At 72.3% G+C, this 13,131-nt stretch carries 11 protein-coding genes; 8 read left to right on the top strand and 3 right to left on the bottom strand.

Annotation, left to right across the window (positions count from 1 at the left end; genetic code table 11):
• Window positions 1-15 precede the first annotated feature (15 nt).
• Genes ACFQ2D_RS14140 through ACFQ2D_RS14130 form a run of 3 tightly spaced genes read right to left on the bottom strand, consistent with a single transcriptional unit; the run spans window position 16 to window position 3,085 of the window.
• Window positions 16-1,011, bottom strand: coding sequence for an NADPH:quinone oxidoreductase family protein (locus tag ACFQ2D_RS14140; protein ID WP_280942476.1), 996 nt, complete (start codon window positions 1,009-1,011; stop codon window positions 16-18).
• 18 nt (window positions 1,012-1,029) lie between these two features.
• On the bottom strand, window positions 1,030-1,854 hold the full coding sequence (locus ACFQ2D_RS14135) for an IclR family transcriptional regulator (RefSeq protein ID WP_280942477.1): 825 nt from the start codon (window positions 1,852-1,854) through the stop codon (window positions 1,030-1,032).
• A 1-nt stretch (window position 1,855) separates the two neighbouring features.
• Window positions 1,856-3,085, bottom strand: a complete 1,230-nt coding sequence (locus ACFQ2D_RS14130; protein WP_280942478.1) for an acyl-CoA dehydrogenase family protein — start codon at window positions 3,083-3,085, stop codon at window positions 1,856-1,858.
• A gap of 226 nt (window positions 3,086-3,311) precedes the next feature.
• Here ACFQ2D_RS14130 and ACFQ2D_RS14125 point away from each other — a divergent pair, with 226 nt between their 5' ends.
• Genes ACFQ2D_RS14125 through ACFQ2D_RS14090 form a run of 8 tightly spaced genes read left to right on the top strand, consistent with a single transcriptional unit; the run spans window position 3,312 to window position 13,124 of the window.
• On the top strand, window positions 3,312-4,013 hold the full coding sequence (locus ACFQ2D_RS14125) for a 2-phosphosulfolactate phosphatase (protein ID WP_386795684.1): 702 nt from the start codon (window positions 3,312-3,314) through the stop codon (window positions 4,011-4,013).
• Complete coding sequence (locus ACFQ2D_RS14120) at window positions 4,010-5,062, top strand: phosphotransferase family protein (protein WP_280942480.1); 1,053 nt, start codon at window positions 4,010-4,012, stop codon at window positions 5,060-5,062. The genes ACFQ2D_RS14125 and ACFQ2D_RS14120 overlap by 4 nt, the downstream gene beginning before the upstream one ends.
• A 52-nt stretch (window positions 5,063-5,114) precedes the next feature.
• Window positions 5,115-7,223: a 3-hydroxyacyl-CoA dehydrogenase NAD-binding domain-containing protein gene (locus tag ACFQ2D_RS14115; RefSeq protein ID WP_280942481.1), complete on the top strand. Its 2,109-nt coding sequence runs from the start codon at window positions 5,115-5,117 to the stop codon at window positions 7,221-7,223.
• 8 nt (window positions 7,224-7,231) lie between these two features.
• Window positions 7,232-8,410 carry an acetyl-CoA C-acyltransferase gene (locus ACFQ2D_RS14110; protein ID WP_280942482.1) on the top strand — a complete coding sequence of 393 codons (1,179 nt, stop codon included), beginning with the start codon at window positions 7,232-7,234 and terminating at the stop codon, window positions 8,408-8,410.
• A 4-nt stretch (window positions 8,411-8,414) separates the two neighbouring features.
• Window positions 8,415-10,238: an acyl-CoA dehydrogenase gene (locus ACFQ2D_RS14105; RefSeq protein WP_280942483.1), complete on the top strand. Its 1,824-nt coding sequence runs from the start codon at window positions 8,415-8,417 to the stop codon at window positions 10,236-10,238.
• Between the two features lie 10 nt (window positions 10,239-10,248).
• Window positions 10,249-11,031: an SDR family oxidoreductase gene (locus tag ACFQ2D_RS14100; RefSeq protein WP_280942484.1), complete on the top strand. Its 783-nt coding sequence runs from the start codon at window positions 10,249-10,251 to the stop codon at window positions 11,029-11,031.
• 14 nt (window positions 11,032-11,045) lie between these two features.
• Entirely contained in the window at window positions 11,046-11,945 is a 900-nt protein-coding gene (locus ACFQ2D_RS14095; RefSeq protein ID WP_280942485.1) for an SDR family oxidoreductase, read from the top strand.
• Window positions 11,946-11,960: 15 nt separating this feature from the next.
• Complete coding sequence (locus tag ACFQ2D_RS14090) at window positions 11,961-13,124, top strand: acyl-CoA dehydrogenase family protein (RefSeq protein WP_280942486.1); 1,164 nt, start codon at window positions 11,961-11,963, stop codon at window positions 13,122-13,124.
• Window positions 13,125-13,131 lie beyond the last annotated feature (7 nt).

Raw genomic sequence — 13,131 nt, 5'->3', positions numbered from 1 at the left:
TCGCCTGTCGGCGTTTCAGTCGGCCAGCTGCGGCAGCACCAGCAGCTTGCCCACCGCCTGGCGGGCGAGCAGGGCCGACAGCGCGGCCGGCGCCTGCGAAAGGGGATAGCGCTGCGACACCAGCGGCTGCAGCGCGCCGTCGCGCAGCCACTCCAGCAGCTGGCGGGTGTTGGCGGCGCTGGCGGCCGGTTCGCGCCGCACGAAATCGCCCCAGAACACGCCGAGCAGGGCGGTGCCCTTGAGCAGCAGCAGGTTGGCCGGCACCTTCGGGATGTCCCCGGCGGCGAAGCCGACCACCAGGTGGCGGCCGCCCCAGGCCAGGCTGCGCAGTGCGGTCTCGGTCAGCGGGCCGCCCACCGGGTCGTAGACGATGTCGACGCCGGCCTTGCCCGCGTGCGCGCGCACCTGGTCGCGGAAGTCCCCGGCGGCGGAATCCACCGTGGCATCGGCGCCGCGCGAGCGCGCGGCCTCGCGCTTGGCCTGGCTCGAGGCCGCGGCGATCACGCGCAGGCCCAGGCGCTTGCCCAGCTCCACCGCGGCCAGGCCCACGCCGCCGCCGGCGCCGAGCACCAGCAGGGTCTCGCCGGCCTTCGCCTGCGCGCGGTCCTTGAGCGCATGCCAGGAGGTGCCGTAGGTGAGCAGGAAGCTGGCGGCCACGGCCAGGGCCTCGTCGCCGGTGTCGGCGGGCAGCGCCACCAGGTGGCCGGCCTCGGCCACCACCTCCTCGGCGAAGGCGCCGTGGGTCGCGGTGCCGACCACCTTGTCGCCGGGGCGCAGCGTGTCCACGCCGTCGCCGACCGCGCTCACCACGCCGGAGAACTCGAGTCCCGGCGCGAAGGGAAGTTCGGGGCGGAACTGGTACTTGCCGGCCACCATCAGCGCATCCGGGTAGTTCGCCGCGGCCGCGTGCACGCGCACGCGCACCTGGCCGGGGCCCGGCTGGGGCAGCGGCAGCTCGCCGATGCGCAACGATTCCGGCGGTCCCCACGCGTCGCAGACGACGGCTCTCATGTCCCTGTTCCTCCCGTTCTAGAAACGTCCCTCGGTGGCCTCGTACACGCGGTTGCGCAGCGCGACCAGCCTCGGGCCGAAGTCCTGCACCAGCTTCTCGCGCGTCATCACCGACAGGCGCCCGCTGATGTTGAAAGCGAAATGGCGGGTGCCGTCGGCCGAGACCATTGGCACGCCCACCGCGAACACGTCCGGATTCCAGTCGCCCAGCGAGAACACGAAGCCGTAGGTCTCGTAGTCCTTGCGCGCGCGCTCGATGCCGGCGCGGATCTTCGGCCAGGCCTCCGGCGTGCTGGTGCGCTCGAGTTCGGCCAGGCGCTGGTCGAACACCTCGCGCGGGCGCGCGGCGAGGTCGGCGCGGCCCAGTGCGGTGGTGCCGTGCGGCACGCGCGAACCCTTCTCCAGCCGCAGGTTGAACATCGCGTCGCCCTGGCAGACTTCCAGCAGCAGCATGCGCAGGCCCTCGGGCACGGCCAGCATCACCGCCGCCTGCGTGTAGTCGGCCAGCTCCTGCATCAGCGGCTGGGCGATGTCGATCACGTCGTGTCCGGCCATGTAGGCATGGCCGAGGCCGAGCACCGCGGGCCCGAGGGCGTACTTCTCCAGCGACGGCGAATATTCGAGGTAGCCCAGGGTGGCCAGGGTCTGCGTCAGCCGCGACACCGTGGCCTTGGGCAGCTTAGTGCGCCTGGCGATGTCCTGGTTGCCGAGGTAGCGGCCGTCCGGATTGTCGCGGCCGTGTTCGAAGCAGCGCAGGATCGAGAACGCGCGCACCACCGAATTGACCAGCGGCGCGCCTTCGGAGCGGGCCAGCGACTGCGGGTCGCGCTTGGGATTGCCCATGTCAGCCCGCCTCCGCGCGGTACTTGCGCAGCTCGAGGCGCGCGATGGCCTCGTGGTGCACTTCGTCGGGGCCGTCGGCCAGGCGCAGGGTGCGGGTATGCGCCCAGGCCTTGGCCAGGAAGCTGTCCTGGCTGACGCCGGCGGCGCCGTGCGCCTGCACCGCCCAGTCGATCACCTGCTCGACGGCCTGCGGCGCGATCACCTTGATCATCGCGATCTCGGCGCGCGCGGCCTTGTTGCCCACGGTGTCCATCATGCGCGCGGCCTTCATCACCATCAGCCGCGCCTGGTCGAGCAGGCAGCGCGAACGCGCGATGCGCTCGCGCCAGACCGAAAAGTCCGCGACCGCCCGCCCGAAGGCATGGCGCGAGGCCAGCCGCCGGCACATCGCCTCGAGCGCGCGCTCGCCCACGCCGATCGCGCGCATGCAGTGGTGGATGCGACCGGGGCCGAGCCGCCCCTGCGCGATCTCGAAGCCGCGACCCTCGCCCAGCAGCAGGTTCGACGCCGGCACGCGCACGTTCTGCAGCGCGACCTGCATGTGGCCGTGCGGCGCATCGTCGTAGCCGTACACGTCCATCGCGCGTTCGACCGTGATGCCCGGCGTATCGGCGGGCACCAGGATCATCGAATGGCGCTGGTGGCGCTCCGCGTCCGGGCTGGAGATGCCCATCACGATATAGACCGCGCAGCGCGGATCGCCGGCGCCGGAGGCGTACCACTTGCGCCCGTCGATGACGTAGTCGTCGCCGTCGCGGCGGATCGCGCACTGCAGGTTGGTGGCGTCGGACGAGGCCACGTCCGGCTCGGTCATCAGGAAGGCCGAGCGGATGCGGCCGTCGAGCAGCGGGTCGAGCCAGCGCGCCTGCTGCTCCTCGCTGCCGTAGCGGGCCAGCACCTCCATGTTGCCGGTGTCGGGCGCGCTGCAGTTGAACACCTCGGGCGACCAGTGGACCCGGCCCATCAGCTCGCACAGCGGCGCGTAGTCGAGATTGGACAGGCCTTCGGGCGCGCGCGGCGAACCGGGAAGGAACAGGTTCCACAGGCCTTGGGCCCGCGCTTCGGCCTGCAGTCCGGCGATCACCGTGCTCGGCTGCCAGGGATTGCCGGCGGCACGGGAGCGGGCCGCTTCCCCGTCGTAGTCGGCCTCGCTCGGCCAGACGCGGCGCTGCAGGAAGTCGCGCAGGCGGCCTTCGAGGTCCCGGCTCCGGGGGGAGGGTGTTAGATCCATGAGTTTCGCCTAATGGAATTGAATTCCACAAACTGCAACGATCCTATGCGGGCTTCCGCCGGGACGCAAGCGACGGAGGAATACGTATTGCGCTGCTGCGGCGCAGCACATCTCGCAGTTGCATGGCCGTACGCTCCCGTCTAGAGTGATTCCGAAATACAGAATTCAATTCCATTATACGGAATTTAAAGGAATGCAGCCCGGCCCATCCATCCCATCGCTGCACGTGCTCGTCCGCCGGGAGGACATCGACCCGGTGCGCCTGGCGGGCAGGGTGGTAGTCGTGATCGATGTGCTGTTCGCGACCTCGACGATCGTGCATGCCCTGGGCGCGGGCGCCACGGCCGTCTATCCGGCGCGCGACGGCGACGACGCGCGCGCCGCCGCGACCGGCCGGCCGGGCGCCGTGGTGGCGGGCGAGTACATGGCGCGGACCCTGCCCGGGCACGCGCCGGCCACGCCGCTGGCGCTGGCGCTGCAGCTCGTGGCCGGCGGGGAACTGGTGTACCTGACCACCAACGGCACCCGCGCGATTGCCGCCTGCGCGGGAGCGGCGGCGGTCTACGTCGGCGCGCTGGGCAACGCCGGCGCGCTGGCGCGACACGTGGCCACGCGTCATCCGGGACAGCCGGTGCTGCTGCTGTGCGCCGGATCGCTGGGCCGCTTCAGCCTCGAGGACTTCATCGGCGCCGGCCACCTGGCGCGGGCGCTGCGCGCCGCCGGCGATTACGCGCCGAGCGATGCGGCGCTGGCGGCGGAGTTCGCCAGCCTGGGCATCGATGCGGACCAGGCGCTGTCCGCGTCGCGCGTGGGACGCATGCTGTCGGGCGCGGGCCTGGACGCGGAGATCGCGCATGCGGCCCGCTGCGACATCTGCGACGTGGTGCCGGTGCTGCGCGATGGGGTGCTGGTGAGGGCCGCCGCATGAGCGATGGGTTTCCGGCGGTCGAAGCCAATGCCGTGCGCCTGCAGCACTGGCTGCGCGCCCACCTGCACGGGTTCGAGGGCGAGCTCGACATCGAGCGCCTGGCCGGCGGCCGCTCCAATCCCGGCTGGCGCCTGCGCACGGCCACGCGCGACTGCGTGCTGCGCGCACGCCCCGGCCCGCGCGACAGGCTGCTGCCTTCGGCGCATGCGATCGAGCGCGAGTTCCGCGTGCAGCAGGCGCTGGCCGGCAGCGCGGTGCCGGTCGCGGCGATGCACGCGCTGTGCGAGGACGAATCGATCGTCGGCGCCGGCTTCTACGTCATGGATTTCGTCGACGGCGAGGTCTTCCGCGACCCGGCGCTGCCGGACCTGTCGCCCGAGGGGCGCGCGGCCCGCTACGAGGCGATGCTGGCCGCCATCGCCGATCTGCACCAGCTCGACGTCGACGCGCTCGGGCTGCGCGACTACGGCCGTCCCGGACAGTATTTCGCGCGCCAGATCGACCGCTGGACGCGCCAGTACCTCGCCAGTCGCGATGGCGACATCCCGGCGATGGAGAAGCTCATCGCCTGGCTGCCCGGCGCGGCCCCGCGCGAGGACGACGAGCCGGTGGCGCTGGTGCACGGCGATTTCCGCATCGACAACCTGGTCTTCGCCCGCCGCGAGCCGCGGCTGCGCGCGGTGCTGGACTGGGAGCTGTCCACGCTCGGGCATCCGCTGGCCGACTTCGGCTACCACGCGATGACCTGGCACATCGTCCCGGATTTCCTCGCCGGCCTCGGCGGGCTCGACCTCGACGCGCTCGGCATTCCCGACGAGCCGACCTACGTGCGCGAGTACGAGCGCCGCACCGGGCTGCGCGCCGGCGAGCACTGGGATTTCTGCCTGGCCTACAACCTGTTCCGCCTCGCCGCGATCCTCCAGGGTGTCGGCGCGCGCGCGCGCGCCGGCATGGCCACCGATCCGCAGGCGGCGCGTTTCGGCGCGCAGGTGCCGATGCTGGCCGCGCTCGGCTGGCGTTTCGCGCAGCGCGCAGGAGCCGCGGCATGACGCGCGCGGTCCGCCAACTCCTTTCCCTACCCGCCACGGTGCCGACAACGACATGGCCGTAACCACGACACTGCACGACGGCATTGCCGTCGTCACCTTCGACAATCCGCCGGTCAACGGCCTCGGCCTGGACGTGCGCCGCGGACTGGCCGAGGCGGTGGAGGCCGCCAACGCCGACGACGCGGTCCAGGGCGTCGTCATCACCGGCGGCGGCCGCTTCTTCTCCGGCGGCGCCGACATCAAGGAATTCAACACGCCGCGCGCCGGGCAGGCGCCCAACCTGCACGACGTCATCGCCGTGGTCGAGTCCAGCGCCAAGCCGGTGTGCGTGGCCATCAACGGCACCGCGCTGGGCGGCGGGCTGGAGCTGGCGCTGGGCGCCCACTACCGCGTGGCGCGCCGCGGCGCCGAGGTCGGACTGCCCGAGGTCAAGATCGGCATCCTGCCCGGCGGCGGCGGCACCCAGCGGCTGCCGCGCGCGGTCGGGCTGGAGGCCGCGCTGAACATGATCGTGTCGGGGGCGCCGGTCGCGGCCGAGCGGCTTGCCGGCACCGCGCTGTTCGACAGCGTGGTGGACGGCGATCCGGTCGAGGCCGCGATCGCCCTGCTGCGCGAGCGGATCGCCGCGGGCGCGGACCATCCGCGCGTGCGCGACCGCAAGGTCGAACATGCCGACGCGCAGGCCTTCATCGCCTGGGCGCGCATGGGCGTGGCCGCGGCGTCGGCCAACTATCCGGCGCCGCTGCGCTGCGTGGATGCGGTCGCCGCCTCGCTGCGTCCGTTCGACGAGGGGATGGCGGTCGAGCGCGAGGGCTTCACCGTGCTGGTGAACTCGCCCGAATCGCGCGCGCTGCGCCATGCCTTCTTCGGTGAGCGCGCCGCCAGCCGGATCGACGACATCGGCCCCGACGTCAAGCCGCGCCCGGTCACGCGCGTGGGCATCGTCGGCGCCGGCACCATGGGCGGCGGCATCGCCATGAACTTTCTCAATGCCGGCATCCCGGTGGCGATCGTGGAGACCTCGCAGGAAGCGCTCGACCGCGGCCTGGCCACCATCCGCCGCAACTACGAGGGCAGCGCGAAGAAGGGCCGGATCACCGCCGAGCAGGTCGAGCAGCGCATGGGCCTGCTCGCGCCCTCGCTCGACTACGCCGCGCTGGCCGATGCCGACCTCGTGATCGAGGCGGTCTACGAGGACTACGCGGTCAAGCAGGCGGTGTTCGAAAAGATCGACGCGGTCGCGAAGGACGGCGCCATCCTTGCCACCAATACCTCGACACTCGACGTCGACCGCGTCGCCGCCTTCACCCGCCGCCCGCAGGACGTGCTGGGCCTGCACTTCTTCAGCCCGGCCAACGTCATGCGCCTGCTCGAGGTGGTGCGGGGTGCGAAGACCGCCAGGGACGTGATGGCCACGGCGATGGCGATGGCCAAGGCGATCCGCAAGACCGCCGTGGTCTCGGGCGTGTGCGACGGCTTCATCGGCAACCGCATGATCGAGCAGTACTCGCGCCAGGCGACTTTCCTGCTCGAGGAGGGCGCGCTGCCGCAACAGGTCGACCGCGCGATGGAAAAATTCGGCTTCGCCATGGGGCCGTTCCGGATGGGCGACCTGGCGGGCAACGACATCGCGTGGGCCATCCGCAAGCGCCGCTACCTCGAGCGGCCGGACATGGTCTACGCGAAGAACGCCGACCTGCTGTGCGAGATGGGCCGCTACGGCCAGAAGACCGGCAAGGGCTGGTACGACTACCGGCCCGGCGAACGCACGCCGCATCCCTCGGCCGAGGTCGAGGCGATGATCGTCGAACAGTCGAAGGCGCTGGGCATCACCCGCCGGGAGATCTCCGACCAGGAGATCGTCGAGCGCCTGGTCTACGCCCTGGCCAACGAGGGCGCGCGCATCCTCGCCGAGGGCATCGCCGCGCGCGCCTCGGACATCGACATCGTCTACCTGGCCGGCTACGGCTTCCCCGCCTGGCGCGGCGGTCCGATGTTCCATGCCGACCAGGTCGGGCTTTACAACGTGCTGGCGGCGATGCGCCGCTACGCCCGCGGCCACCGCGGCGAGGCCTGGGAGCCGGCGCCGCTGCTGGTCGAACTGGCCGAGTCGGGCCGTTCCTTCAACGATCCGGGCGCGCGCCCGCGCGCCGCCGCATGAGTCACGCCATGAACGAAGCCGTCATCGTCTCCACCGCGCGCACCGGCCTGGCCAAGAGCTGGAAGGGCGCGCTCAACCTCAGCCATGGCGCCACCGTCGGCGGACACGTGGTGCGCCACGCGGTCGAGCGCGCCGGCGTGGACCCGGCCGAGATCGAGGACGTGGTCATGGGCTGCGCCTGGCCCGAGGGCGCGACCGGCAGCAACATCGCGCGCCAGATCGCGCTGCGTGCCGGCCTGTCGTCCAGTGCGCCGGGCACCACCGTCAACCGCTTCTGCGCCTCGGGCCTGCAGGCGATCGCCCAGACCGCGCAGCGCATCGCCGCCGGCGAGGACGGCGTGTACGTGGCCGGCGGCGTGGAGTGCATCTCCACCGTGCAGAACACCATCAACCAGCATATGCTGGAAGACGCCTGGATGCAGCGCCACCATCCGGCCATCTACATGCCGATGCTGCAGACGGCGGAGAACGTCGCCAGGCGCTACGGCATCGACCGCGAGCGCCAGGACCGCTACGGCGTGGAAAGCCAGCAGCGCGCCGCGGCGGCGCAGGCGGCCGGGAGCTTCGACGAGGAGATCGTGCCGATCACCGTCCGCCAGGCGGTGGTGGACCCGGCGACGAAGGCGATGGGCACGCGCGAGGTCACGCTGTCGGCCGACGAGGGCGTGCGCGCCGACACCACCTATGAAGGCGTGTCGAAGATCCGCACGGCGCTGTCCGGCGGCGTGGTCTCGGCCGGCAACGCCAGCCAGTTCTCCGATGGCGCCTCGGCCAGCGTGCTGATGTCGGCCGCCGAGGCCGCGCGCCGCGGGATCCGCCCGCTCGGCATCTTCCGCGGCTATGCGGTCGCCGGTTGCGAGGCCGACGAGATGGGCATCGGCCCGGTGTTCGCGGTGCCGAAGCTGCTGCAGCGCGCCGGCCTCACGGTCGACGACATCGGCCTGTGGGAGCTCAACGAGGCCTTTGCCGTGCAGGTGCTCTACTGCATGGACCGGCTCGGCATCCCGCACGAGCGGCTCAACGTCAATGGCGGCGCGATCGCGGTCGGCCATCCGTACGGCGTCAGCGGCGCGCGCCTGGTCGGGCATGCGCTGATCGAGGGCCGGCGCCGCGGCGTGAAGTACGTCGTCGTCACCATGTGCGTCGGCGGCGGCCAGGGCGCGGCCGGCCTGTTCGAGGTGGCCTGAGCCGATGACCGGCCTGCTGCTCTCGCGCGAGGACCTCGACTTCCAGCTCTACGACTGGCTGGAGGCGGAGTCGCTGCTGTCGGCGCCGCGCTTCGCCGCGCACTCGCGCGAGACCTTCGACGCGGTGATCGACAGCTGCGAGCGGCTGGGCGAGGACGTACTGCTGCCATGCCACGCGCTGTCCGACCGCGAGGAGCCGGCGTTCGACGGCGAAGCGGTGCGGCTGCCGGACGCGGTCGCCGCCGCGGTGCGCGCACTGGCGGAGAGCGGCGTGGTCGCGGCCGCGCAGGACGAGGCCGTGGGCGGCCTGCAGCTGCCGGTACTGGTGGAGAAGGCCGCGTTGGCCTGGCTGTCGGCGGCCAATATCGGTGCCTGCGCCTATCCGATGCTGACGATGGGCAACGCCTCGCTGCTGCTGGCGCACGGCTCGGCGGCGCAGGTCGAGGCCTTCGCCCTGCCGCAGCTGCGCGGCGAATGGACCGGCACCATGTGCCTGTCCGAACCGCAGGCCGGCTCGTCGCTGTCGGACATCACCACCCGCGGCGACTACGAGCGCGACTCCGCGCTGGGCCCGCAGTACCGCCTGTCCGGCCGCAAGATGTGGATCTCCGGCGGCGAGCACACCATCCTGGGCAACATCGTCCACCTGGTCCTGGCCAAGGTGCCGGACGCGGACGGACGCCTGCCGGCCGGCACGCGCGGGATCTCGCTGTTCATCGTGCCGCGCACGCTGACGGCGGGCGAGGGCGGCGAGCGCAACGACGTCAGCCTGGCCGGGATCAACCACAAGCTCGGCTACCGCGCCACGGTCAACTGCGCGCTCAACTTCGGCGAAGGCAAGTTCAGGCCACAGGGTCGCGGCGGCGCGGTGGGCTACCTGGTCGGACAGCCGGGCGACGGCCTGGCCTGCATGTTCCACCTGATGAACGAGGCGCGCATCGGCGTGGGCCTGGGGGCCGCGGCGATCGGCTACACCGCCTATCTGCACGCGCTCGACTACGCGCGCAACCGGCCGCAGGGGCGGCCGCCGGGACCGGCCGGCAAGGATGCGTCGCAGCCGCAGGTGCCGCTGGTCGCGCATGCCGACGTGCGCCGCATGCTGCTGGCGCAGAAGTGCTACGCCGAGGGCGGGCTGGGCCTGGTGCTGGCCTGCGCGCGCCTGGTCGACGAACAGCGCATCGCGCACGAGGCGGGCGACGGTGAGGCCGCCGCATCGAAGCGGCTGCTGCTCGACATCCTGACCCCGGTCGCCAAGAGCTGGCCTTCGCAGTGGTGCCTGGCCGGCAACGACCTCGCCATCCAGGTGCATGGCGGCTATGGCTATACCCGCGACTATCGCGTCGAACAGCTGTGGCGCGACAACCGCCTCAACGCCATCCACGAAGGCACCCACGGCATCCAGGGCATCGACCTGCTCGGCCGCAAGGTGGCGATGCAGGGCGGCGCGGCGTTGGACGCCTACGTGCGCATGGTCGAGGCCACGCTGGCGCGCGCCAACGGCGGCGGTTGTGCCGAGCTCGCGCAGCCGCTGGCGGCGCGCCTGGCGCGTCTGCGCGAGGTGACCGCCGCGCTGCTGCAGGTCGAGGACCCGGTCGCGCGCCTGGCCAACGCCAGCGCCTACCTCGAGGCCTTCGGCCACGTCACCGTGGCCTGGGTGTGGCTGGGCCAGGTGCTGGCGCTGGGCGCGCGCGACGACGCGTTCGCGCGCGGCAAGCGCCAGGCCGCGCGCTGGTTCCTGCGCTGGGAGCTGCCGCGCGTCGATGCGTGGCTCGACCGGCTGGCCGACAACGACGACAGCGCGCTGGCGATGCGCGACGAATGGTTCTGAGGGAGGGCACATGACCGGCCAGCGCAACCTGTTCGACCTCGACGGACGCACCGCCCTCGTCACCGGCGGTTCGCGCGGCCTCGGCCTGCAGATCGCCGAGGCCCTGGGCGACCATGGCGCAGCGGTGATGGTCGCGGCGCGCAAGCAGCACGAGCTCGACGAGGCGCTGTCGCACCTGCGCGGCCGCGGCATCCGCGCCGAGGCCTGTGCGGTCGATCTGTCGGTGGACGGCGCGGCGGAGCGCCTGGTCGAGGCGAGCCTGGCCGCGTTCGGCGGCATCGACGTGCTGGTCAACAACGCCGGCGCCAGCTGGGGCGCGCCGGCCGAGGACTATCCGCTGGAAGCCTGGGACAAGGTCTTCGGGCTCAACGTGCGCGCGCTGTTCGCGCTGTCCCAGCAGGTGGCGCGGCGCGCGATGCTGCCGCGCGGCAGCGGCCGCATCGTCAACATCGCCTCGGTGGCCGGGCTGCGCGGCAACGCCGGCGCGCTGCTCAAGACCGCGGCCTACAACGCCTCCAAGGGCGCGGTGGTCAACCTGACGCGCGCGCTGGCCGCGGAGTGGGGCGGGCGCGGCATCACCGTCAACGCGATCGCGCCGGGATTCTTCCCCTCGAAGATGAGCCAGGGCGTGATCGGCGCGCTGGGCGAGGAGGCGCTGATGGGCAATGCGCCGCTGCGCAGGCTCGGCGGCGACGCCGACCTCAAGGGCGCGGCGCTGCTGTTCGCCTCCGATGCCGGCGCGCACATCACCGGCCAGGTGCTGGCGGTCGACGGCGGGTACACGGCCGTATGAGCATGCCGGCGGCCATGGGCGAGCTGCGCGGCAGGGTGGCGGTGGTCACCGGCGCCGGATCGGGCTTCGGCCGCGAGTTCGCGCGCCTGGCGGCCGATGCCGGCATGGCCCTGGTGCTGGTGGACGTGCAGGCCGATGCGCTTGCCGAGACCGCTGCCGGGCTGGAGGCGACGGGCACCACCGTGATGCAGCGCCGCCTGGACGTGGCCGACGGCGACGCGATGCAGACCCTGGCGCACGATGCCTGGGCGCGCTTCGGCGCGGTCCACCTGCTGTTCAACAACGCCGGCGTCGGCACCACCGGCCTGCTCTGGGAAGCCAGCGTGCAGGACTGGGAATGGGTGCTGGGCGTCAACCTGTGGGGCACGATCCATGGCGTGCGCGCCTTCGTGCCGCGCATGCTCGAGGCGGCCGCCAAGGACCCGGGCTATCGCGGCCACGTGGTCAACACCGCCTCGATGGCCGGGCTGGTCGACCCGCCGCTGACCGGCCCCTACAACGTCGCCAAGCACGCGGTCGTGTCGCTGTCCGAAACGCTGCACCAGGACCTGTCGCTGGTGGGCGAGCGCGTCGGCTGTTCGGTGCTGTGCCCGTCCTGGGTCGGCACCGGGATCGCGAAGGCCGACCGCAACCGCGACCCGCGCGCGGCGCGCACCCGCACCCGCGCCGCCGCCGTCGGCCAGGCGCTGGTCGACAAGGCGGTGGCCTCGGCGAAGACCACCGCCCGGGACGTGGCGCGCCTGACCTTCGAGGCGATCGCCGAACGCCGCTTCTGGATCCTGCCGCACCCGCAGGCGCTGGCGGGCGTGCGCGCCCGCCATGACGCCCTGCAGACGCAGGCGCCGCCCCCCGACCCCTATACCGCGCTGCCCCAGCTGCGGCGCCAGATCCTCGACGCGCTGCACGCGCCCTGAGCCACCGGAGCCTCCATGGACCTGAACTTCAGCCCCGACGAACTCGCGTTCCGCGACGAAGTGCGCGCCTTCGTCGCCGCGCACCTGCCAGGCGACATCCGCGACCGCGTGCGCCGCGGCGACGAAAGCCAGGTGGCCGACGACCTGCGCCGCTGGCAGAAGATCCTGCACGCGCACGGCTGGGGCGCGGTGATGTGGCCGCGCGAGTTCGGCGGCACCGGCTGGGACAAGACCCGCCAGTACCTGTTCGACATCGAATGCGCCGCGGCCGACGCGCCGATCCAGCTGCCGTTCGGCCTGAAGATGGTGGCGCCGGTGATCATGCGTTACGGCACGCCGGCGCAGCAGCGGCGCTTCCTGCCGCGCATCCTCGACGGCAGCGACTGGTGGTGCCAGGGCTATTCGGAGCCGGGCAGCGGCTCGGACCTCGCCTCGCTCAAGACCCGCGCCGAGCGCGACGGCGACCACTACGTGGTCAACGGCCAGAAGGCCTGGAACACGCTCGGCCAGCATGCCGACTGGATCTTCTGCCTGGTGCGCACCGATCCGGACGCCAAGCCGCAGCGCGGCATCAGCTTCCTGCTGATCGACATGCGCACGCCCGGCATCCGCCTGCAGCCCACGCGCCTGCTCGACGGCGGGCACGAGGTCAACGAGGTGTTCTTCGACAACGTGCGCGTGCCGGTCGAAAACCTGGTGGGCGAGGAGAACGCAGGCTGGACCTGCGCCAAGTTCCTGCTCGGCCACGAGCGCACCAACATCGCCGGCATCGGCGCCAGTCGGCGCGAACTGGCGCGGCTGCGGCGCATGGCCGCCGAGGCCGTGCGCGACGGCGCGCCGCTGGCCGACGACCCGGTGTTCGCCTCGCGCATCGCCCAGGTCGCGCTGGAACTGCGCGCGCTGGAGGTCACCAACCTGCGCGTGATCTTCGCCGAGGCGCGCCAGCAGGCGCCCGGCCCGGAGGCCTCGATGCTCAAGATCCGCGGCACCGAGATCCTGCAGCGCATCACCGAACTCCAGGTCGAGGCGCTGGGAGCGCGCGCGCTGGAATACGAAGGCGACGGCGAGGACGTGCCGCGCGCCGTCGGCCACTACATGAACCTGCGCAAGCTGAGCATCTACGGGGGATCCAACGAGATCCAGCGCAACATCATCGCGCAGATGGTCCTGCAACTCTGAGGTCACC

The organism is Luteimonas composti (assembly GCF_042678665.1).
GTDB classification, from domain to species: Bacteria; Pseudomonadota; Gammaproteobacteria; order Xanthomonadales; family Xanthomonadaceae; genus Luteimonas; species Luteimonas composti.
The sequence above is the reverse complement of the archived record's forward strand: the minus strand, read 5'-3'. Positions and strand labels throughout refer to the sequence as shown.